Origin of the sequence: Mesorhizobium neociceri (assembly GCF_013520985.1) — a bacterium.
Classification (GTDB): Bacteria; Pseudomonadota; Alphaproteobacteria; order Rhizobiales; family Rhizobiaceae; genus Mesorhizobium; species Mesorhizobium neociceri.
This window is the reverse complement of the sequence record NZ_JACDTY010000008.1, coordinates 82,730-104,089: the sequence shown is the minus strand read 5'-3', so window position 1 is coordinate 104,089 and position 21,360 is coordinate 82,730. Positions and strand designations below refer to the sequence as shown.

The 21,360-nt window shown below is 61.0% G+C and carries 24 protein-coding genes and 1 tRNA gene; 13 read left to right on the top strand and 12 right to left on the bottom strand.

Annotation, left to right across the window (positions count from 1 at the left end; all coding sequences use genetic code 11):
• Positions 1 to 1,014: a zinc-binding alcohol dehydrogenase family protein gene (locus tag H0241_RS17745; RefSeq protein ID WP_181058953.1), complete on the bottom strand. Its 1,014-nt coding sequence runs from the start codon at positions 1,012 to 1,014 to the stop codon at positions 1 to 3.
• Between the two features lie 109 nt (positions 1,015 to 1,123).
• Here H0241_RS17745 and H0241_RS17740 point away from each other — a divergent pair, with 109 nt between their 5' ends.
• From H0241_RS17740 to H0241_RS17730, 3 genes are all read left to right on the top strand, one after another.
• On the top strand, positions 1,124 to 1,483 hold the full coding sequence (locus H0241_RS17740) for a winged helix-turn-helix transcriptional regulator (RefSeq protein ID WP_181058952.1): 360 nt from the start codon (positions 1,124 to 1,126) through the stop codon (positions 1,481 to 1,483).
• Positions 1,484 to 1,624: 141 nt separating this feature from the next.
• Positions 1,625 to 1,951, top strand: coding sequence for a type II toxin-antitoxin system RelE/ParE family toxin (locus H0241_RS17735; RefSeq protein ID WP_407941750.1), 327 nt, complete (start codon positions 1,625 to 1,627; stop codon positions 1,949 to 1,951).
• Positions 1,942 to 2,247, top strand: coding sequence for an addiction module antidote protein (locus H0241_RS17730; protein ID WP_181058951.1), 306 nt, complete (start codon positions 1,942 to 1,944; stop codon positions 2,245 to 2,247). Before H0241_RS17735 ends, H0241_RS17730 begins: the two co-directional genes overlap by 10 nt.
• Before the next feature lie 56 nt (positions 2,248 to 2,303).
• Here H0241_RS17730 and H0241_RS17725 read toward each other — a convergent pair whose 3' ends face one another.
• Positions 2,304 to 2,483, bottom strand: a complete 180-nt coding sequence (locus tag H0241_RS17725) for a hypothetical protein (protein WP_181058950.1) — start codon at positions 2,481 to 2,483, stop codon at positions 2,304 to 2,306.
• Between the two features lie 66 nt (positions 2,484 to 2,549).
• The gene (locus H0241_RS17720) at positions 2,550 to 3,023 is read right to left on the bottom strand and encodes an Lrp/AsnC family transcriptional regulator (RefSeq protein WP_181058949.1); all 474 of its coding nucleotides are present in this window, start codon (positions 3,021 to 3,023) and stop codon (positions 2,550 to 2,552) included.
• A 151-nt stretch (positions 3,024 to 3,174) separates the two neighbouring features.
• Between H0241_RS17720 and H0241_RS17715 the strand changes: the two genes are divergently transcribed.
• A complete protein-coding gene (locus H0241_RS17715; protein ID WP_181058948.1) occupies positions 3,175 to 4,074 on the top strand; it encodes a DMT family transporter in 900 nt (299 codons plus the stop codon).
• 1 nt (position 4,075) lies between these two features.
• Here H0241_RS17715 and H0241_RS17710 read toward each other — a convergent pair whose 3' ends face one another.
• The 3 genes from H0241_RS17710 to dapA form a co-directional block, all read right to left on the bottom strand.
• Entirely contained in the window at positions 4,076 to 4,804 is a 729-nt protein-coding gene (locus H0241_RS17710; protein ID WP_181058947.1) for a glycoside hydrolase family 25 protein, read from the bottom strand.
• Positions 4,805 to 4,972: 168 nt separating this feature from the next.
• Entirely contained in the window at positions 4,973 to 5,452 is a 480-nt protein-coding gene (smpB, locus tag H0241_RS17705) for an SsrA-binding protein SmpB (RefSeq protein ID WP_181058946.1), read from the bottom strand.
• A 25-nt stretch (positions 5,453 to 5,477) separates the two neighbouring features.
• Positions 5,478 to 6,359 (bottom strand): 4-hydroxy-tetrahydrodipicolinate synthase, encoded by an 882-nt coding sequence (dapA, locus tag H0241_RS17700; RefSeq protein WP_181059139.1) that lies wholly within the window; start codon positions 6,357 to 6,359, stop codon positions 5,478 to 5,480.
• Positions 6,360 to 6,637: 278 nt separating this feature from the next.
• On the opposite strand from dapA, the gene H0241_RS17695 reads away from it, so the two are divergent.
• Positions 6,638 to 8,671 (top strand): lytic transglycosylase domain-containing protein, encoded by a 2,034-nt coding sequence (locus H0241_RS17695; protein ID WP_181058945.1) that lies wholly within the window; start codon positions 6,638 to 6,640, stop codon positions 8,669 to 8,671.
• 308 nt (positions 8,672 to 8,979) lie between these two features.
• Positions 8,980 to 9,879, top strand: coding sequence for an alpha/beta fold hydrolase (locus tag H0241_RS17690; protein WP_181058944.1), 900 nt, complete (start codon positions 8,980 to 8,982; stop codon positions 9,877 to 9,879).
• A gap of 59 nt (positions 9,880 to 9,938) precedes the next feature.
• On the opposite strand, the gene H0241_RS17685 is transcribed toward H0241_RS17690, so the two are convergent.
• On the bottom strand, positions 9,939 to 10,961 hold the full coding sequence (locus H0241_RS17685; RefSeq protein WP_235984343.1) for a tyrosine-type recombinase/integrase: 1,023 nt from the start codon (positions 10,959 to 10,961) through the stop codon (positions 9,939 to 9,941).
• A 289-nt stretch (positions 10,962 to 11,250) separates the two neighbouring features.
• Positions 11,251 to 12,441 carry a porin gene (locus tag H0241_RS17680; RefSeq protein ID WP_181058943.1) on the bottom strand — a complete coding sequence of 397 codons (1,191 nt, stop codon included), beginning with the start codon at positions 12,439 to 12,441 and terminating at the stop codon, positions 11,251 to 11,253.
• Between the two features lie 464 nt (positions 12,442 to 12,905).
• Between H0241_RS17680 and H0241_RS17675 the strand changes: the two genes are divergently transcribed.
• From H0241_RS17675 to H0241_RS17665, 3 genes are all read left to right on the top strand, one after another.
• Positions 12,906 to 12,996, top strand: a tRNA-Ser gene (locus H0241_RS17675).
• A 68-nt stretch (positions 12,997 to 13,064) separates the two neighbouring features.
• Positions 13,065 to 13,343 (top strand): GIY-YIG nuclease family protein, encoded by a 279-nt coding sequence (locus H0241_RS17670; protein ID WP_210284971.1) that lies wholly within the window; start codon positions 13,065 to 13,067, stop codon positions 13,341 to 13,343.
• Positions 13,344 to 13,467: 124 nt separating this feature from the next.
• Positions 13,468 to 14,631 carry a porin gene (locus tag H0241_RS17665; RefSeq protein ID WP_181058942.1) on the top strand — a complete coding sequence of 388 codons (1,164 nt, stop codon included), beginning with the start codon at positions 13,468 to 13,470 and terminating at the stop codon, positions 14,629 to 14,631.
• 177 nt (positions 14,632 to 14,808) lie between these two features.
• On the opposite strand, the gene H0241_RS17660 is transcribed toward H0241_RS17665, so the two are convergent.
• Positions 14,809 to 16,488: a tetratricopeptide repeat-containing sulfotransferase family protein gene (locus H0241_RS17660; RefSeq protein ID WP_181058941.1), complete on the bottom strand. Its 1,680-nt coding sequence runs from the start codon at positions 16,486 to 16,488 to the stop codon at positions 14,809 to 14,811.
• A 108-nt stretch (positions 16,489 to 16,596) separates the two neighbouring features.
• Here H0241_RS17660 and H0241_RS17655 point away from each other — a divergent pair, with 108 nt between their 5' ends.
• Positions 16,597 to 17,709: a pyridoxal phosphate-dependent aminotransferase gene (locus H0241_RS17655; protein WP_181058940.1), complete on the top strand. Its 1,113-nt coding sequence runs from the start codon at positions 16,597 to 16,599 to the stop codon at positions 17,707 to 17,709.
• A gap of 59 nt (positions 17,710 to 17,768) precedes the next feature.
• On the opposite strand, the gene H0241_RS17650 is transcribed toward H0241_RS17655, so the two are convergent.
• Positions 17,769 to 18,305, bottom strand: coding sequence for a winged helix DNA-binding protein (locus H0241_RS17650; protein WP_181058939.1), 537 nt, complete (start codon positions 18,303 to 18,305; stop codon positions 17,769 to 17,771).
• 196 nt (positions 18,306 to 18,501) lie between these two features.
• Here H0241_RS17650 and H0241_RS17645 point away from each other — a divergent pair, with 196 nt between their 5' ends.
• The 3 genes from H0241_RS17645 (at position 18,502) to H0241_RS17635 (ending at position 20,744) form a co-directional block, all read left to right on the top strand.
• Positions 18,502 to 18,786 (top strand): acylphosphatase, encoded by a 285-nt coding sequence (locus tag H0241_RS17645; RefSeq protein WP_181058938.1) that lies wholly within the window; start codon positions 18,502 to 18,504, stop codon positions 18,784 to 18,786.
• 74 nt (positions 18,787 to 18,860) lie between these two features.
• Positions 18,861 to 19,514 carry a TetR/AcrR family transcriptional regulator gene (locus H0241_RS17640; RefSeq protein ID WP_181058937.1) on the top strand — a complete coding sequence of 218 codons (654 nt, stop codon included), beginning with the start codon at positions 18,861 to 18,863 and terminating at the stop codon, positions 19,512 to 19,514.
• A gap of 66 nt (positions 19,515 to 19,580) precedes the next feature.
• A complete protein-coding gene (locus H0241_RS17635) occupies positions 19,581 to 20,744 on the top strand; it encodes an isovaleryl-CoA dehydrogenase (protein WP_181058936.1) in 1,164 nt (387 codons plus the stop codon).
• Here H0241_RS17635 and H0241_RS17630 read toward each other — a convergent pair.
• Complete coding sequence (locus H0241_RS17630; protein WP_181058935.1) at positions 20,741 to 21,109, bottom strand: type II toxin-antitoxin system HicB family antitoxin; 369 nt, start codon at positions 21,107 to 21,109, stop codon at positions 20,741 to 20,743. The genes H0241_RS17635 and H0241_RS17630 overlap by 4 nt on opposite strands.
• On the bottom strand, positions 21,106 to 21,360 hold the full coding sequence (locus H0241_RS17625; protein ID WP_181058934.1) for a type II toxin-antitoxin system HicA family toxin: 255 nt from the start codon (positions 21,358 to 21,360) through the stop codon (positions 21,106 to 21,108). The genes H0241_RS17630 and H0241_RS17625 overlap by 4 nt, the downstream gene beginning before the upstream one ends.

The window sequence follows — 21,360 nt, the reverse complement described above, 5'->3', positions numbered from 1 at the left end:
TCAAAACCCCTCCAGCACGATCTTGCCTTTGGCCTTGCCGGTCTCGATCAGCGCATGGGCGCGTTTCAGATTGGCGGCATTGATGGGACCGAACGTCTCGCCAAGCGTGGTGCGGATGGTACCGGCGTCGACGAGCCGCGCCAGTTCGTTGAGATGCGCGCCCTGCGCGGCCATATCAGGCGTTTCATACAGCGAGCGGGTGAACATCAGTTCCCAGTGAACCGAAACGCTCTTGCGCTTGAACGGATTGATATCGAGCGTCTGGGGGTCGTCGATCAAGCCGAAACGGCCCTGCGGTGCGATCAGTTCGACGATCTCGGCCAAATGCTTGTCGGTGTTGGTGGTCGAGAACACGAAGGCCGGTGCGCCGATGCCAAGGGCCGCGACTTCGGCGGCGAGCGGCTTGGAATGGTCGATGACATGATGGGCGCCAAGTCCAAGCACCCAGTCGCTTGTTTCGAGCCGCGATGCGGTGGCGATCACCGTCAGATCGGTCAGCTGGCGCGCCAGCTGGACCGCGATCGAACCGACGCCGCCGGCGCCGCCGATGATCAGGATGGCATTCGTGGCGCCCGGAACAGGCTTCTTCACGTCGAGGCGGTCGAACAGTGCCTCGAAGGCGGTGATCGCCGTCAGCGGCAGCGCCGCCGCTGGCGCGTAGTCGAGCGAGTTCGGTTTGCGGCCGACAAGGCGCTCGTCGACTAGGTGGAACTCGGCATTGGTGCCTTGCAGCGGCAGTGCGCCGGAATAGAAGACGTCGTCGCCGGGCTTGAACAGGCTGGCATCCGGACCCGTGGCAACGACCCGGCCGGCAGCGTCCCAACCGAGCACGCGCCAGCTTCCGGCTTCGGGCTTGACGCCTTTGCGGATCTTAGTGTCGACCGGATTGACCGAGATCGCCTTTACCTCAACCAGCAACTGGCGGGCTTTCGGCTCCGGCTTTGGCAGGTCGATGTCGACGAGGGAGGCCTCATCGGTGATGGGGGCTGGGATTTGATAGCCGACGGCGCGCATTCTGATCTCCACGATTCTGTTGGGTGTTGTTCGGGGCAGAGATGCGGCTTATGTTCGCAAAGCGCAAGAATGCACATATAGAGCACATAGTGTCGAAAAGGATACCGTCATGCCGCGCATCCGCCATGAGCGATTCGATTGCAGTCCCGGCTGCACCGTGGAGGGAACGCTCCGCTATATCGACGGCAAGTGGAAAGGCGTCGTGCTCTACCATCTGTTGGAAGGCACAATGCGCTTCAACGAGATACGCCGGCGTATTCCGAACTGCACGCAGCGCATGCTGACCAACCAGCTTCGCGAGCTGGAGATGGATGGGCTTATCGCTCGCAAGGTCTATGCGCAGGTGCCGCCGAAGGTCGAATACAGCCTTACACCGCGCGGCAGAAGCCTGGAGCCGGTGATCACCGCCCTGAAGGTCTGGGGCGATGCCAATGTGACGCTGGCGCCGGAGGTTTCCCAGGCGGCGTGAAGGTAGCATTTTGAGCGCTATAACACCAACACCGCCATGCTGATGGAGGCGATATTCATCAGTGTGTTCAAGTAGATAGCGGCGTTCATGAGCAGGCTGGCCCGAGAAGCAATCAGCATCTTCGCTTGACAATAGTAAACCATGGTTTACAATTCCGCGATGCTGGTCTTCGAAACCGATACATTCAAGCGCTGGCTCGAAGACCTCCGCGATGTGCAAGCAAAGGCCCGCATTGTTCGGCGTATTGACCGACTGGCCTTCGGCAATCCTGGAGACGTCAAGCCCGTTGGCGAGGGCATAAGCGAAATGAGGATCGATCATGGTCCTGGCTACCGCATCTATTTTCTCCAAGCAGGCATGGTTCGCGTGCTGCTCCTTTGCGGTGGAGACAAAGGAACGCAAAGCAGGGATATCGCAGCCGCAAAGAGGCTCGCCAAGGAATGGAAGGACAAGGCAACATGGCAATGAAAGTCACAGCCTTTGACGGCGCCGCATATCTCGACAGCCCGGAGGCGGTCGAAGCGTATTTGGCAGCGACGTGCGAAGACGGCACCGCTGCGGAGATTGCCCACGCGCTTGGGGTCATTGCGCGGGCGCAGAACATGACGAAGCTTGCCGAGAAGGCAGGCATGACGAGACAGGCGCTCTACAAAGCCTTGAGCGGCGACGGGAACCCGGAATTCGCGACAATCATGAAAGTCTCAGAAGCGCTCGGTCTGAAACTGACCTTCGTGAGCACGCAGATTGGCCGGAACGCTGCGTAGGACCGATCCGCGCGGCGGCGTTTGGATTCAATTTTGCGCCGGCCGAGCACGCCAGATCAAGGCGCGGCGAACAATCCAGTCAGCTTTTCCCGCCCACCCTTCAGCACGTTCAGATCGACATCGCCGATGATACCGTCGACGCGGCCCATATTGTGGCACTGCCAGTAGACCCAGTCGTTGCGGCCCCAGCAGCAATGAGCGCAGCCAGCGCTGCCGTATGGCGACCTTCCCGACATGGGCTTCCTCCGCCTCATCGGTCAGGTGGACGATCGCGGCCTTGCCGAAGTGGCTTCGACCGGCCCTCACACCGGCAGTAGCGCGTCCGGCTTCACGTCCGATATCGACGCATAGGTGTGGGTCTCCCTGACACCCGGCAGCGGCAGGATCACGCGCTTGAGGAAATCCTGGTAGGCGGCCATTTCCGAAATGCGCGCCTTGACCAGATAGTCGAAGCCGCCGACGACCATATGGCACTCCAGCACTTCCGGGGCTTTAGCCACTGCCTCGGCGAAACGGTCGAAGACATGCGGCGCCGCCTGGTCGAGCCTGACTTCGATGAAGACGAGCGTGCCACGGCCGATCTTTTGCGGATTGAGCACGGCCCGGACCGCGGTGATGAACCCGTCACGAAACAGGCGCTTCACGCGCTGGCTGGTGCCGGTCGGCGACAGGCCGACGCGGGCTGCGAGATCGAGCGTCGTGCGACGCCCGTCCTCCTGCAACAGCCGAAGCAAGCTCCGGTCGATGAGATCAAGTTGATCGGATTCATGATTCACGTTTGTGGCGCCTGTATTGTGCAACTTTCACTTCCGGATCGCGAAAACAGCATATTTTGTCGCACCACTTTCAGCAATAGGCTGCGTTTCCAACGAAAGCCGCCGGAGGAAAAGCCTCCGACGGCAGGACCGAGCGGGATGAGAAATGCGCGTGGCAGAGGACCGAAACACGAAGCCGGCAATTCTTGCCGGCCTGGCCATGATCGGCATTTACGCCGTGCAGTTCGTCGCTGCCCGCTTCAGCCTGCGGGAGCATCTGACGGCGACAGACCTCGCGACCTTGCGCTTTGTCGGCGCCGGCATGGTCATGCTGTCGGTCGTCTGGCGCAGCGGCCTGGCGACTGGCAAGGCATTGGGCTGGAGGCGTGCCTTGACGCTGGCAGTGCTGGCCGGACTGCCCTACCCGATCATCATCAATTGGGGCCTGACCTACGCACCCGCCGCACATGGGGCGGCACTCTGCCCGGCGTCGATCGTGTTCTTCTCGTTCGTGCTGTCGCACATCGCCACGACGGACAAGGCCTCACGCCAACGAACCATCGGCGTCGCCGCCATCATTGCCGGGCTGATTCTGTTCATTGCGCCGGTGCGAACCGATACCGGCATGAAGGATGTCCTCTTCGGCGATCTCCTGTTCATCGGATCAGGCATGATGTTTGCCGCTTATGCCGTTCTCGTGCGGCGCTGGCGCGTCGATCCGGTTACGGCGACCGCAACGGTCGTGCTCCTGTCATGCGTGCCTCTGCCGTTGCTCTATTTCTTTGCCCCGAGCGGCCTCCGCGCCGCATCAGTGGCCGAGATCGCCAGCCAGATCGTCATTCAAGGGTTTCTGGCAGGTGCGGCCGCCATGTTCCTCTATACCTATGTGGTCCGGCAGTTGGGGTCGCAGACAGCGTCTCTGTTCATGCCATGCGTGCCGATCGCAACGGTCCTGATCGCCATGATGGTGCTCGGTGAAACGCCGACCGGCACCCAATTCGCCGCCATCCTGATCATGGCTGCGGGGATGGCTTTTTCGGCTATAGCGAGACCTGCGGCCAAGGCTGCCTGATTCAGGGCGATGGCGACGGTTGTGCAGATGGCGCAAACAGCTCGGCCAGCGTTTGCTGTCCGCCCTGCAGGACATTGAGGTCGACATCGCCCTCGATACCGTCGATGCGGCCCATATTGTGGTACTGCCAATAGATCCAGCCGTCTTCGCTCGGCTTGAGCGCCAGCGAGCGCAGCCAGCGCTGACGCACAGCTATCTGTCCGAGATAGGCCTCCTCGGCCTCGTCGGTCAGATAGATGATCACCGGCTTGCCGAAGGTGGCTTCGACCGGTCCGAGGAAAGCCTGGAGTTCGGCGCTCAGCTGTTCCGGTGACGGCCGTTGCGGGCAGTTGCCACCGAATTCGATGTCGACCACCGGCGGCAGCAGCGGCTGATCGTGCGGCACGACCGCGATGAAATTCTTTGCCTGGTCAGCACCTGGCCGGCAGAAGGTGAAGAAGTGGTAGGCGCCGACAGCAAGGCCGGCCGCGCGCGCCTCGCGCAGGTTTTTGGCGAAGGCATCGTCGACATGGTCGCCGCCCTCGGTCGCCTTGATGACGGCGAAGGCCACATCGTCGGCGGCAACGCGCCGCCAGTCGATCTCGCCCTGATGATGGGAAACGTCGATGCCCCTGACCGGATAGGCGCCGCGATCCGGCGAGAATGTCTGAAAATAGAAGACGCCGCCTGCCGCGACGATGCCGGCGAAGACCAGACTGGCCGCACCCCAGAGGATGATCCGGTTTTTCAAGCCTTCCCCCTGGTTTATTGTAATGGCTGATCGGTCGACAATTTTGAAAGCCAAACAGTTGGCTTTTCTAGGGCTATCTCCCAGTGGCCGGCCCTACGCTATGGCTCCGGGCGTTCGTCGCTCGAAAAGCCAAATCGTTGGCTTTTCGTCCGCTACGCGGACCACTCCTCACCCACGTTCCTTCATGAGCCGGCCCTTTTCGCGCGACCAGTCGCGCTGTTTTTCGGTCTCGCGCTTGTCGTGCAATTTCTTGCCGCGGCCGACGGCGAGCAGGAGCTTGGCGCGGCCCTGATCGTTGAAGTAGATTTTCAGCGGCACCAGCGTCATGCCTTCACGGTCGATGCTCTGCGACAGTTTTGCCATCTCGCGCTTGTTGAGCAGCAGCTTGCGCCGCCGCCTAGGCTCGTGGTTGAAGCGGTTGGCCTGCAGATATTCCGGCAGATAGGAATTGATCAGCCAGATCTCGCCGCCCTCGACCGAGGCGTAGCTGTCCTGGATGTTGGCCTGGCCCTGGCGCAGCGACTTGACCTCGGTGCCGGTCAGCACCAAGCCGGCCTCGACCGTGTCGAGTACCTCATAGGAAAACCGCGCCTTGCGGTTTTCCGCAACAGTCTTGTTGTTGGGATCGGCTTTTCTGACTTGGTTCATGATGTGGAGAGGTGGCGCCTCATCCTCAATTTATCAAGCCGGCGTGCTTCATCGCCGCATCGATCTTCTCGGCGGTCGACGCCTCGATCGTCACCAGCGGCGAGCGCACCACGTTCTCGACCTTGCCAATCTTCGACAGCGCGTATTTGACGCCACACAGGCCGGGCTCGAGGAAGATCGCCTTGTGCAGCGGCAGCAGACGGTCCTGCAACTCCAGCGCCTTGGCGCTGTCGCCGGACAGTGTGGCTTCCTGGAATTCGGCGCACAGCCGGGGCGCGACATTCGACGTCACCGAGATGCAGCCGACGCCGCCATGGGCGTTGAAGCCGAGCGCGGAAGCATCCTCGCCCGAAAGCTGGATGAAATCCTTGCCGCAGGTGGCGCGCTGTTCGGACACGCGCTCGACCTTGCCAGTGGCATCCTTGACGCCGACGATGTTCTTGAAGTCGTGCGCCAGCCGGCCCATCGTGTCGGGCATCATGTCGATGACCGAGCGCGGCGGGATGTTGTAGATGATGATCGGCAGGCTGGTAGCCCGGGCGACAGCGGCGAAATGCTCGTAGAGGCCGCGCTGCGTCGGCTTGTTGTAGTAGGGCGTGACGACCAGAGCCGCGTCGGCGCCAGCCTGCTCGGCATATTGCACCAGACCAACCGCTTCCGCGGTGTTGTTGGAGCCGGCGCCGGCAACGACCGGAGCGCGGCCGTTGGCCACCTCGATGCAGACCTTGACGACGTGGCGATGCTCGTCATGCGACAGCGTCGGCGACTCGCCGGTGGTACCGACCGGGACGAGGCCCGTGGTGCCCTCGGCAAGTTGCCACTCGACGAAAGCGCGAAAGGCTTTCTCGTCGAAACGCCCGCTCTTTTCGAACGGTGTCACGAGCGCAGTAAGCGAGCCTCTCAGCATGTCGTCCAACTCCTTGGGACTTGTTTGTTTATGCATGTCGTTGTCCCAAAACCGGCACCCACTTTTGGGCGACATGCATCGGGCGCCTTCTAGCCGAAAGCGAAGCCGCGCACCATAGTCTCGACACTGTTGCGCGGCAAGCATGCCGATGGTGCCAGCAAGCGCAATTCGAACGGCCTCGATAACCCTTTGTTTACGGGCTCTTCACGACCTAAGTCTAGGCTTCGAGGCACCTCGGGCTGCCAGCTAAAATGCCACAACAGGGAAAGATCAGGATCATGCCGGCCAGTCGGCCACTCCGCTTCGTATTGCTTGGCGCGGTTGCCCTGCTAATAGCGGTGACGGCGGCAAACGAGAACGTCGACGAGCTGACAACCTCGTCGATCCCGATGCCTGGTCTGCAAGACGACGCGCCGATTGATGCGCCCTCCGCCAGTGTTTCTGTTTTGAAAAGCGGTCTCGATGCCTTGGCGACTGGCGATACTGCCGCCGCGCGCGCGGTGCGCGAGACATTGCCGGCCAATTCACTCGACCGCCACATCCTTGCCTGGGCGATCGCGCTCTATGGCGGCGACCGGGTGCCGAGCGGCGAGATTGCGGATGCCGCAAAGATGCTGCCGAACTGGCCAGGCACCATCGCCTTGCGCAAGAACAGCGAGCGCGCGCTCTATCGCGAAAACCCATCGCCGCAGACCGTGATAAAAGCCTTCGACGGCAGCCAGCCGCTAACGTTTCAAGGTGTGGTGATCCTTGCGCGCTCCTATGTGGCACTGGGCAATGCCAAGGCTGCGCTTTCGGTGCTGTTGCCGTTCTGGCGCACAGAGACTCTGGAAGCCAAGGACGAGGCCGCCGTCATCAAGGAGTTCGGCGCCATCATTCCAGCCGCCGACCACCGTTTCCGCATGGAGCGGATGTTTTATGCCGACCGGCCCAATTCCGCGTTGCGCGTCGCAGCACTTGCTGGCGCGCAACCGCTGGCCGATGCCTGGGCTGCCGCCTCGCGTGGTGACAAGAACGCGGCCAAGCTGTTGAAAGCAGTGCCTGCGGCGCAGCAATCGGCCGGCTATTTCTTCGCGCAAGCCGAATACCTGCGCAAGCAACAGAAATTTTCCGACGCCGCAGCGGTGGTGATGAAAGCGCCGAGCGATCGCGACGCACTGGTCGACCCCGATGCCTGGTGGATCGAACGCCGCGTGCTGTCGCGCGCACTGGTCGACCAGGGCGACTGGAAGACCGCCTACAAGATCGTTGCCGCGCATGCCGCCGAAAGCCCCGCCAGTGCCGCCGAGGCCGAGTTCCACGCCGGCTGGTACGCGCTGCGCGGCCTCAACGACCCCGGCACCGCCGCCAAGCATTTTGCCCGCATCGCCGATCTCGCGCAGGGGCCGATGTCGCTGTCGCGCGCCTATTATTGGCTTGGCCGCGCGGCGGAAGTCGGCGGCCCCGGCGATGCGAAGACCTATTTCACCAAGGCGTCCGCCTATGGCACCACTTTCTACGGGCAGTTGGCAGCGGAACGGGTTGGTTTGCGCACGCTGAACATCGTCTATCCCGAGCCAAGCACCGCAGACCGCCAAAGCTTTGACGGCCGGGAAGCCGTCAGCGCCATCAAGCGGCTGCAGGAGGCGGGCTATGACCGCTATGCCGAGACGCTCTACCGCGATCTCGCCGGGCAGTTGACCAGCCCCGGCGAACTGGCGCTGCTGGCCGTGCTGGCGGAAAAGCAGGGCAATCATTTCATGGCGCTGAAGGTCGGCAAGATCGCCGGGGCGCGCGGTATCGATGTCGGCGCGCTGTCGCATCCGCTGGGCGTCATTCCCGACACCGCCGACATTTCCGGCTCGGGCAAGGCGCTGGCCTATGCCATCGCGCGCCAGGAGAGCGAGTTCAATGTCGGCGCCGTCTCCAGCGCCGGCGCGCGCGGTCTGCTGCAGCTGATGCCGGGCACCGCAAAGCAATTGGCGAAGAAGGCGGGACTGAGCTTTTCGCAGGATAGGCTGACCAGCGATGCCGGCTACAATGCGACGCTGGGCGCGGCCTTCCTCGGCGAGCAGCTCGACCGCTTCGGCGGTTCCTATGTGCTGACCTTCGCCGGCTACAATGCCGGCCCCAACCGCGCCACTCAGTGGGTGGCCAAATATGGCGACCCGCGCGGCAAGGGCATCGACGCCGTCGTCGACTGGATCGAGCGGATTCCCTACACGGAAACAAGAAGTTACGTGCAGCGCGTGATGGAGAATTACGAAGTCTACAAGATGCGCATTTCGGGGAAGTACGACATTGTGGGGGATCTGGTGAACGGGCGGAGCTGAGGCGACAGGGCTGTCGTCAAAGCAGATGTTGGCGATCCTTCGCGCCCCCCTCTGGCCTGCCGGCCATCTCCCCCACGAGTGGGGAGATCAGCTTTCATTGCCGATTTCGCCAATCTCCACCGTCGAAGGAAGGCGGAGCGCCGGAACCGCCAATCTCCCCCCTCGTGGGGGAGATGTCCGGCAGGACAGAGGGGGGCGCTGTTCCTCCGACATATCCAAGAGTGTCAGCTTGCCGACAACCCTCGATTTGACCACCCCCGCCCTCGCCTGTAGCAGTCGGAGACGATCAGGCTAGGATTCCCTTTAATATGTCGAGCAGCGACGGCTTTTCCGACTTTTTCTACACAGCGCCGGATGGGCTAAGACTTCACGCCCGCGTCTACGGCGAGACAAATTCTGTCCACTGGCCGGTGGTCTGTCTGCCCGGCCTGACCCGCAACGCGCGCGACTTTCATGAGTTGGCGCTTTACCTGTCGCGGCGGGCCGACAATCCGCGCAAGGTGATTGCCTTCGACTATCGCGGCCGCAGCCAATCGGCTTACGACCCTGATATCAGCCATTACAATGTCGGCATCGAAGCCGGCGATATTCTCGCCGGGCTCGCGGCGCTCGACATCGCGGAAGCGGCCTTCATCGGCACGTCGCGCGGCGGGCTGATCGTCCATGTGCTCGGCGCGCTGCGGCCAGCCGTGCTCAAAGCCATTTTGCTCAACGACATCGGCCCGGTGATCGAGGCCGAGGGGCTCGCCCATATCCGCACCTATCTCGATCCGTCACCAAAACCGAAGAGCCGGACTGAGGCTATCAATGCCCTACGCAGCGCTCATGGCGGTGACTTTCCCGCGTTGACCGCGGCGGATTGGGAAAGGATGGTGTCGGCTCTCTATCGCGAAACGGATCAAGGGCTGCTGCCGGATTTCGATGCGAAGCTGGTCGAGACTTTCGCCAGCTTAGACCCCAGCCAGAAACTGCCGGATTTGTGGCCGCAGTTCGACGCGCTGGCGGCCATACCTTTGCTTGCCATACGCGGCGCCAACTCGAAACTCTTGTCGGTCGACACACTCGAGGAGATGAGAAATCGCCATCCCGGCATGGAAGCGATCACCGTCGACGGCCAGGGGCATGCACCCTTCCTGGAGACAGGCAATCTGCCCGGCGCCATCGCGGCCTTCCTGGACAAGGCGGAAAACACAGCTCAAACAAAGTAAACCCCGTGATCAAATATGATCCTGGGGTTGCCTTTTCAGTATATCAACGATCGGCGGAACTATTTGGCCTTCGAGCTTTTCCTGGGCGCCTTGGCCGTTTTCGTCGCGGCCGCCTCGCTCTTTTGCGTCGGCGCTGCCGCCGAAACAGTGGTCAGCGGAGATGCGAAGGCCGAGCTTTCGCTGGACAGCCCCTCGCCGCGGGGCGTCTCCAGCACGACGACGCAACCGTCGAGATCGTTGGTGGCCAGATGCGCATAACGCATGGTCATCGAAAGCGTCTGGTGGCCGAGCCACATCTGCACGCGGCGGATGTCGATGCCACCCTGGACGAGACGCGAAGCGCAGGTGTGGCGCAAGATGTGCGGCACCACCTGGTCGTCAGCCCCGAGGCCGACCTCGGCCTTCGCATCGTTCCAGATGGCGCGAAACTGCGCCTGGCTGAGTTTTGTGAATGGACCTTTGGGCCGGCGGCCTTCGGTCGGAGGCAGTCTGATCACCTCTTTGACCCGCTCGGTCATCGGAATGGTGCGGCTGCGGCCGGATTTGGTGATCCAGAACGAGACGCGGTGTTCCTGGATGTCGTTCCAGATCAGTCCGAGCGCCTCGCCGAGGCGGCAGCCGGTGTCGACGAGAAAGACCGAGAGACGATAGGCATCCTCGCTGCGGCTCTTGATGGCGGCGAACAGTCTTGCCTCTTCGTCCCTTTCCAGGAAACGAATCCGTCCCGCCCGCTCCTTCTGGCGGCGGAACTCGGGCAGGCTGTGGATATCTCCCATCTTGTAAGCCTTGCGCAGCAGTTTGCTGAGGGCAGCCATCTTTCGATTGATGGTTGCGTTGCTGTTGCCGCGCTGGCGCAAGGTGCCGATAAGGTTGTCCAGGGTGCTCTGGTCGAAGGCGCTGAACCGTTCTCCAAGGAGAATCTCGTCTATTTCGCCGATGAAGGAGCTGACATTGTACTTGTGCCGCCCATCATCCCAGAGTATGTCCCGGTATGCTGAAAAAAGCTCTCCGACCCTGTGCGACTTTACTTCTCTGATCTTATTGTAACTGTATTTTATCTTCGCATTTTGAGAAGAGAACATTGAGAAATGTTCGGAGGGATCACCCTCTTGTATCGCATCGATGGTCATCAATTGCCACACCCCCGAGTGGATAGAGTCAGACCTATCCGCTTGGAAGCGTCCTTTCAAGAGATTTAAATCACGCAGTTGTGAATTCATCCGCCATCAGCGGATCCCACGAACTCACCCTACGGGACTATTCAGCTGCCGATTCCCCCTGTTCCTTCTGCTTGTCTTGACCCAGTCACGAAACAAAACAGCCCGGGCGTTGAAGCGCCCGGGCTGGTATTCACCTGTCTAAAGCCAGCCCTTAGAACGAGCGCTGGAAGCGGAGCATGCCGCCGATGGCGTCGTCGCCATCAGTAATACCGGTCCAGTTGTGGTTCGAGCCAAGGGTATCGGGATCGCCGATCTTGCCTGCATTGACGTAGTCGACTTCGGCCGTGATCGTCAGGCCGGGGACGATGTCGTAAGCAATGTTGGCTGCGATGCCGAGGTTCTCACCTTCGTCATACGAGACCTGGGCGTTGAACGAGGTCTTCTCGTTGATGGTGTAGGTGCCACCACCCCAGACTGCCCAGTTGCCATCCCACGGCTTGTAGAAGCCGCGACCGCCGGCCGGGAAGTTATAGGTCGGGTCCGTCAGGTTGTCGTCGGTGCCGTAGCCGCCCATGATGAAGAGCGACAGGTTCTGCATCGGGGTGATGTCCAAACGAACCTTGCCGGCGACTTCTTCATAGTTGCTGTCGTAAGCGATGACGCCGGTGATGGCGCCCCAGCCCTGCGTGTACTTCACGCCGCCGACGACATGCGGAACGTAGCTGTCGATCGTGCCCACGCCGTAGGAACCGGGCGTGCCGCCGCCCGCGCCTTCTTCGAGCGAGATCACGGCCGAGAAGCCGTTGCCGGCGTCGAAGTAGTACTGGATGACGTTGGTGTCGAAATCGCCGTAGGGAACCAGCGTATCCTGGATGACGTTGCCGGCGTAGCCGATGAACGTGTTGTAGGCCGATTCGTCCTTACCGACGCGCAGACCACCGAGCTGGATCCAGGCGAAGTTCAGCGAGACGGTGTCGCCGTTGCCGGCAGCGTTGACGTCACCGAGCGCGCCCGAATCACGGTTGTTGTTCTGGAAGTTGAAGCGGGTCTCGGTGTAGGTCTTCAAGGTGCCGAGCTCGGTTTCCTGGCCAGTCCAGGTCTTCAGCGCGAAACGGGCGTGCTTGAACCAGGTGTCGTTGCTGCCACCGTCCTCAGTGTCGGTGGACGTCGCACCGTCGAACGAACCGACGTCGCCGCCGCCGATGTCGTAGCGGATGTAGCCGCCGATGCGCAGGCAGGTCTCGGTGCCGGGGATGTAGAAGTAGCCCGAGCCGTAAACGTCGCAAATCTTGACGTATTCAGCCGGTTCCGGCTCGGCGACGACAACGGCGTCGGCGGCGCGCGCACCGGAAACTGCGATCAGGGCCGCAGCGGAGCCGAGAAGAAGGCTCTTGATGTTCATTTTCTGACCTCCAGTCAAAAGTTAAAAAACGGGTCTGGGTATTCTTTGCTGAAGGACAGCGTTCCCTGCCCCATCCCCACTACCGAAAAAGATGCGCACCGCGCCGCTCCTTCGAATTCGACATTACCCATGAGACGGCGGCGTTCAACCACGATCGTACCGGCAAAAGGGCTGTGCGGGCGCTATCCCCTGGCGTTGTTGCACAAATGACACGATTTGGCCTCAGTCAGAAAGCTCTCGTTAACTATCGAAGAGCCCGGAAGCCTTGGCCGGGGCTTCGAAATGCGGCCGAATCCGGCGATGGCCGGCCGAAATTGCGGCTCCGTTACCGACTCGCTGGCCAAGGAGCTGCCGCAGAATCGCCGCATGGCAAAGGCGCCGCTTCAGCCGAATGCGGATTTTTCAACGATTATCGCGCCGGCTTGTTGATTGTGCCGGCGCTTTTCTCTATCCAGCGGCGCAACGGAGAGGTGGCCGAGTGGTCGAAGGCGCTCCCCTGCTAAGGGAGTAGAGGTCAAAAGCTTCTCGTGGGTTCGAATCCCATCCTCTCCGCCATCCTGCTTCGCTCTTCGAGCTTCGCAGGACAGGCCCAACAATTCGTGCGAAGCAGGATGGCGGAGAGGATGCCCTCCGAAGCCTTGGCGAAGGAGGGCCGGCTCGTGTGGTATGTGTACCTGCTTGAGAGCGAGGGTTCGAAAGGCGAACGTTATGTCGGCATAACGTCTGACTTGAAACGACGGCTCGCCGAACACAATACGGGGAAATCCAGCCATACGTCCAAGTTCCTGCCATGGCGGATTGTGACCTATATGGCCTTCTCGAATCAGGCCAGGGCAGCTTCATTCGAGCGTTATCTCAAATCCGGTTCGGGGCACGCTTTCGCCAACAGGCGCCTGTGGTGACGGCCGCAAGCCAGTCGCAAAATCCTGCTTTTCTCCGATAAAATATAGCAATAACAAGGTATTATGACCGAAACGCCTGTCGAATGCTCGGCAATTCCGTTCGATTCTGACTGGAGGTCAGAAAATGAACATCAAGAGCCTTCTTCTCGGCTCCGCTGCGGCCCTGATCGCAGTTTCCGGTGCGCGCGCCGCCGACGCCGTCGTCGTCGCCGAGCCGGAACCGGCTGAATACGTCAAGATTTGCGACGTTTACGGCTCGGGCTACTTCTACATTCCCGGCACCGAAACCTGCCTGCGCATCGGCGGTTACATCCGCTACGACATCGGCGTCGGCGACGTCGGCTCGTTCGATGGCGCCAGGTCCTTCGACCATAAGGACGGCGACGAGCAGGATACCTTCTACAAGAACGCCCGCTTCACGCTGAAGACCTGGACCGGCCAGGAAACCGAACTCGGCACCTTGAAGACCTACACCGAGACCCGCTTCAACTTCGGCAACCGCAACAACTATGGCGGCTTTTCCACCGACGGCGACCCGATCGGCAACCCGGCCGGCAACAAGAACGTCTCGCTGAACTTCGCTTGGATCCAGCTCGGTGGCCTTCGCGTCGGTAAGGACGAATCGGCCTTCGATACGTTCATCGGCTACGCCGGCAACGTCATCCAGGATACGCTGGTTCCCTATGGCGATTTCGACACCAACGTCGTCCAGTACTACTTCGACGCCGGCAACGGCTTCTCGGCTGTGGTCTCGCTCGAAGAAGGTTCGGGCACCGTCGGCACGATCGACAGCTACGTTCCGCATGTCGTCGGCGGCGTGAAGTACACGCAGGGCTGGGGCGCCATCACCGGCGTCGTCGCTTATGACAGCAACTACGAGGAAGTCGCCGGCAAGGTCCGTTTGGACATCACTCCGATGCAGAACCTGTCGCTCTTCATCATGGGCGGCTACGGCACCGACGACAATTTGACGGATGACACCTACGCGATCCCGGCCAACGGCCGCGGCTTCTACAAGCAGTGGGGCGGCAACTGGGCATTCTGGGGTGGTGGCACCTACACCATCAACGAGAAGACCTCGTTCAACCTCCAGGTGTCATATGACGACTGGAAGAACCTCGGCGTCGCCGCGAACATCGCCTACGATGTGGTTCCCGGCTTCACGGTCACGGCCGAAGTCGACTACCTCAACGCAGGCAAGTTCGACGACGCCGACTTCTCCAACTTCACCAATGCCGACAAGAAGAGCAGCGTCGGCGGCTTGCTCCGCTTCCAGCGTTCGTTCTAAGAACGCACAGACTGGTTGAAAACCGAACCCGGCGGGCAACCGCCGGGTTTTTCACTTCTCGGTACCCCTATCAGATCGTGCGATGCTTCGGCGCGCTCAAATCGACATCCGGCTGACCCACACCGCCAGAACCAGCAACGGCTCGGTCCAGATCGCTGCAGATTTTCCAAATTCGGATCAGATATCGGCCAGGTCGCCCAAAGACTCAATCAGCGGCTGGATCTCGCTTTCGTAATTCGTCCACCGCTTGACGGACGAGGTATAGATCGGCTGCCGGACCTGCCAATTGCTATAGGTATTTACGGAGCCGCCCCTGTCAAAAAAGCGCAAGCAGGCATCGTCCCAGGGTAGTCCGAGATAATCTATGAGACAGCGCGACTGCTTCTCTTGATTTTCAATCAACGTCTCGTACCGGTTTTCGAAGATACGGCCCGGGAAAATCTTGTCCCAATGCCGCATCAGACGATCATACTCCCTGTAGTAAAGCCCAAGTGTCTCCAGATCGGCGCTATAGCTATGCGCTTCATTGAATTGCAGGACAAAGCAAGAGATGCAGTTGTCAATGGCATCGCGGCGACAATGAATGATGCGCGCGTTGGGGAAAAGGATGCCAATCAGGCCGACCAGCTCGAAATTGTGAGGCATCTTGTCGACAATTCGAAGCGCATCAGGGGCCCGCTCGCGCAGATAGGCAAGATGCTCCGCAGCCAGCGCCCTGGACAGCTGTGGAGTCATCGATGCGATCGCCTCACCCGGGCTTATGTCGGAACCACACCTAAGATCGAGCCCATTCGATGTGCGTCTAAGCTTTGCTAACTCGCCAGCGCCATGAACATTGGGATGGCTGGCGCAGATCTGCTCAGTCAGTGTCGTGCCCGAGCGAGGCATCCCGACTACGAACACGGGCACCTCCGAGACATTGCCAGAAGCAGTCCTTGAAGCCACCAAATCCGGTGTAAAGGTTTCGATCAGAGCGTCGACCCAACGACGGTAGGATTGCACATCGAAGCTCTTGCCGCCGGCTTGATTTCCTTTTTTGAAGTGCGCCATCGCCTCCTTGTAGCGACCGAGGTCGTTGAGCAGCTTTCCGGCCGCGTGGTGGAGCGCCATCACTCCCTCGGATCCGTGGTCGGGGTCTTGAAGTTCCGTCAGGATCGCCGCGAGTTCTGGTGGCTCTCCAGTGAATTTGTGCGTGCTTACAAGCGCATTGTAGGCAGCAGGTACCGCGATGCGCCGACCTATTGCCTCTTTGAGATGAACCGCGGCTTCGTCCATACGGCCGAGGCTTGCCAGCGCACGAGGCAGCCCCAACCGGGCCGTGGGATGATCACGGTCGACACTGAGCGCCTTCTCAAAGAGCGGCAGCGCCATTTCCCCCTTGTCAAACGAATTGTATGCATCGCCTAAGGCGCAAAGCGCCTCCACCAGATCCGGCTTCAATGCCAGTGCGTGCTGAATGTGTTCGATCGCCGGTGTAAACTCGCTGAGCCTCAAATAGGCTTGACCGAGGCTTAGGTGGTAGTAGGGATTTAGAGGCTCCTGCGCGATCGCCCGAGCAAAATACCGCAGGACTTTTTCCTCGTCGTACCCGATCCCCAGCGTCCCCAGTATATAGAGGGCCAGCGGATGTTCGGGCGTTCTCGCCAGAACGCGGTGACAGAGTTCTTCCGCCTCAGGCAATCGATTCTGTTGCTGGAACTCGAGCGCCTGCCTCAACATCATATCGTTGGCCTGAGCGCGAGACGAAGCCGCCTTTGCGGGCTGAGGTTTCGGTTGCCCGACCTTCGGCGCTGCGCCCTTCGGCGCTGGTTGGGTTTTAAGGTGCTTAGCCCAAGCGGGCGGCAATCGGTTGCTCATTTTATTTCGCTAGCAAAACAGATCGGCGAAATCCAGTGCGGCATTGTCATCTTGCGCCCAACATGCCTCCACGCTAGCAAGAAGGCCCTTTTCGAGTGAGCCTTTGCCATGCGCCAGCGCCCTGCCCTCACGCCGCTTGTCGGCGCGCTTCCCTCGACGGTGCCGTTTGTCGGCCCGGAGGCGCAGGAGCGGGACCGCGGCCGCCCGTTTCGTGCTCGCATCGGCGCCAATGAGAGCAGTTTCGGGCCTTCGCCGCGCGTCATTGCCCGCATGGAGAGCGTCGCGCGTGACCAGTGGATGTATTGCGATCCCGACAATTACGACCTGAAGCAGGCCGCGGCCCGCCATCTCGGCGTCGGCACGGAAAACGTCGTGGTCGGCGAAGGCATAGACGGGCTGCTCAGCCTGGTGGCGCGTATGTATGCGGCGCCCGGCGACGCGGTGGTCACCTCACTCGGCGCCTATCCGACGTTCAATTTCCACATCGCCGGCGTTGGCGGCCAGCTGGTCACGGTGCCCTACGAGAACGACAAGGAAAGTCTGGACGGCCTGCTCAAGGCAGTCGTCCGGGAAAGGGCACCGCTGGTCTATCTCTCCAATCCCGACAATCCGATGGGCAGTTGGTGGGAAGCAGCCGAAATCACCCGCTTCATCGAAGCCTTGCCGGAAACCACCATGCTGGTGCTCGACGAGGCCTATGGCGAATTGGGGCCGGCCTCGGCGCTGCCGCCGATCGATGTCGCGCGGCCCAACGTTATCCGCATGCGTACCTTCTCCAAGGCCTACGGGCTGGCCGGCATACGCTGCGGTTACGCGGTGGCGGAGGCAGAGGTGATCCGCGACTTCGAGAAGATCCGCAACCATTACGGCGTCAGCCGCATGGCGCAGATCGCAGGCGTCGAGGCGCTGGCCGACCAGGACTGGTTGCACAGCGTGGTGGCGCGGGTCGCTGCCGGCCGCACGCGAATCGCCGGGATTGCCGAGACAAACGGGCTGAAGCCGCTGCCATCAGCGACCAATTTCGTCACCATCGACTGCGGCAAGGACGGCTCCTTCGCGCTGAAAGTGCTGCAAAACCTTTTGTCGCGCGACGTCTTCATCCGCAAGCCGATGGCGCCGGAGCTCGACCGCTGCATCCGGGTCAGCGTCGGCCTTGACCATGAGCTCGACATCTTTGCCGAGGAACTGCCCGGCGCGCTCGCTGCGGCGCGCGGGAACTAGGCCGGACTGCCTGCGGCGGGCCTACTTAGCAGCGGCCTCGATCAGCCAGCGGATCGGCATCAGCCGACCGTCAGCAGAGCCCGCGAATCCTTCGCGCCCCCACCGAGCAGCAGCATGATCCGTTTCAGCGCATCCGAAAGCTCGGCTGCTTCATTATCGGCGAGGCCGGCTGTCAGACAGGCGAGATCGCGATTGGCCGCCGCCTGAAGTGTTGCCAGCGCGGCATTGCCTCGAGCCGTCAGCGACAGGATCCGCCGGCGCCGATCATCCGGATCGGCGCGCAGTTCGGTCAGGCCGGCGGCCATGAATTTCCTCAGGATCCTCATGAGATGGGCCGGCGGAAGTTGGAGTTCGCCGGCAAGGGCCGATGCAACAGGCGCAAGATCGAGATCGAACGCCCGTGCCAGGAATCCCGCTTCGCCGCCGGGGCCAGCAGAAACGTCAGCTGGCCGGTGGCCGAGTTCGAACAGCACCCTGGCTTCGACCAAAGTGTAGGCGCTCTGCGTCAGCGTCTCGTCGAGCAGCCCGACCAGGCAAGTGTAGAACCTGTTGAAGCCGCGCATCTCGGCAACCAACGCATTTCGATCGGCTGGCATGGCAGGCACCTTTCCCCGAAGATTTCCGCAGTGCCGATCTTCGCCGAATTAGTTGATCTGGTCAACTATTTACTGGACGACGTCATTCACCTCGAAGGCGTGATCCTGGCTCTTGTCCGATCCAGCTGCAATCCAACCAGTCAAGCCTGTTGCTTTCGTCCGATCCTGCGCCAGACTCTGTGCATGGGAGACGACGATGAATGACCAGCAAAGGGCGGTGCAGGTACGCGTGCATGGCAAGGTGCAAGGCGTCGGCTACCGGGTGTGGGCGCGGCGCGAAGCGATAGGGCTTGGCCTCGTGGGCTGGGTACGCAACGAACGGGATGGCACAGTGACGGCCTGGATTGCCGGGGCCGAGGCTGCGGTTTCGACAATGATCGAACGGCTGCGGCAAGGGCCGAGAGGAGCTTCCGTTTCGAAGGTCGAGACCGAGGAATTCGAACTCGGCGACGCGCCCATCGACTTTCGGATCATCGTATAGACGACACGATCCCGATTGCCTACTTGAATTAATTGAACGTTCGTTTTATTCTTGCGCGACGTAGGGAGGCATTCATGGCGCGCACCACCGGATCCGATGGTGAAAAGACGGAAGCCGCCGTCCGCGAGGCGGCGGTCAGCCTGATCGCACGCTTCGGCTATGAAGCGATGTCGATGCGCCAACTCGCCGCCGAGGTCGGCGTCCAGGCTGCCGCGCTCTATCGCTATTTTCCGACCAAGGAAGACCTTTTGTTCACGCTGATGCGCGAGCATATGGAAGGGCTGATCAAAGCGTGGGACGCCGCACGCCCCGACGCCGATCCAACGACGCGGCTTGGCGCCTATGTCGAAAACCACATCGCCTTCCACATCGAGCGCCGCCATTCCACCCATGTCTCGAACATGGAATTGCGCAGCCTGTCGCATGACCGGCTGACGCAGATTTTGAGGATGCGCACCGCCTACGAAAAGGAGCTGCGCGCCATCCTGCGCGACGGAACAGAAACAGGCGCCTTCAGCGTTGACGACACCGGGCTCACCGCCATGGCGCTGATCCAGATGATGACCGGCGTCATCGTCTGGTTCCGACCGGGCGAGCGGCTGTCGATGGCTGAAGTCACGGCGACATATCTTTCCATGACAATGCGTCTGGTTGGCGCGAAGATCGACGACAAGACCTACAGCGCCGCGCGTCCCTTCGGACGCGCAAAGGACGCTGTAGCATTTTGATTTCGCGCATGATCCTTTCCGAAAATCAAAGTCGATTTTCGGGGTCATGCGGCAGGAGGGAACGGCATGTACACGAACACGCTTAGCTTCGGGCATGACGAAGACATCGAGGCGCTGCGCGATCTGGTGCGGCGCTTTGCCCAGGACAGGATCGCGCCGATCGCTGCCGAGATCGACCGCAGTAATCAATTCCCCATGCATCTGTGGAAAGAACTCGGCGCGCTCGGCCTGCTCGGCATCACCGCCGATCCCGAGTTCGGCGGCAGCGGCATGGGTTATCTCGCCCATGTGATCGCGGTGGAAGAGATCTCCCGAGCTTCGGCCTCGGTCGGCCTCTCCTACGGCGCCCATTCGAACCTCTGCGTCAACCAGATCAACCGCTGGGCGACACCGGCGCAGAAGGAAAAATATCTACCGGCATTGTGCTCGGGCGAAAGGGTCGGCGCGCTGGCCATGTCGGAATCGGGCGCCGGCTCCGACGTCGTCTCGCTCAAATTACGCGCCGAAAAGCGTAACGACCGCTATGTGCTCAACGGCTCGAAAATGTGGATCACCAACGGTCCCGACGCCGAAACGCTGGTCGTCTATGCCAAGACCGATCCGGAACGGAAGTCCCGCGGCATCACCGCCTTCATAGTCGAAAAGAAGATGGCCGGCTTTTCGACGGCGCAAAAGCTCGACAAGCTCGGCATGCGCGGCTCCAACACCGGCGAACTGGTGTTCGAGAATGTCGAGGTTCCCTATGACAATGTGCTGCATGAGGAAGGTCGCGGCGTCGAGGTACTGATGTCGGGTCTCGACTACGAACGCACCGTGCTCGCCGGCGGCCCGATCGGGCTGATGGCAGCCTGTCTCGACGTGGCGATCCCCTATGTGCATGAGCGCAAGCAGTTCGGCCAGCCGATCGGCGAGTTCCAGCTGGTGCAGGGCAAGCTGGCCGACATGTATTCGACGATGAACGCCGCGCGCGCCTACGTCTATGCCGTCGCTGCCGCCTGCGATCGCGGCCAGACGACGCGCAAGGATGCCGCCGGCTGCGTACTGTTTGCCGCCGAAAAGGCGACGCTGATGGCGCTCGACTCCATCCAGCTGCTTGGCGGAAACGGCTACACCAACGAGTATCCGACCGGGCGGCTGTTGCGCGATGCCAAGCTCTATGAGATCGGCGCCGGCACCAGCGAGATCCGCCGCTGGCTGATCGGACGCGAGATCATGGCAGAGGGCGTTTAGTGCGCGCGGGTTCGGACTTTTGTCGAACCTTCGTCGACCCGCTTGCGCGCGACTTCGGCAAGCGTGTCCGATACCCATTGATTGATCGATTTGCCATCGCTGGCGGCGGCTCGACTGACAAGATGGTGGACTTCAGGGGTAGTGCGCAGAGCGAGCTTGCCCGAAAATGGCTTTTCCGGCTCCCTGTTCTGCTCGATACAGAATTCAAGATAGTCGTCCACACACTCGTGGAAAGCCTCCAGCAATCCCTCTGCCGAAACAGCTTCATAGGTAAAGATGTCACGAATGCCCATTATCCGGCCATGGAACACGAGATCGGTTTCATCGAACTCGATAGTTCCCAGATATCCCTTGTAAGGTTTCATAGCTCAACACCTGAATCGATGAGAAACGTTCTGATCTCTCGGATCACATATGCTTTTGTATCTGGCGATGGATGGGGCCTATGCACACGGAGCGTTATCCCATTCAATGTGAAACGCACTCGCGATCCACGACCCTCCGAAACCTGCGCGCCGATTGCCACCAGCAATGCCTCGACATCGCGCCATTTGATCGAAGCGCTAACCGGATTCGCAAATATCTTGTCCAGTGTCTGCCGGTGCGCGGCTTTCAC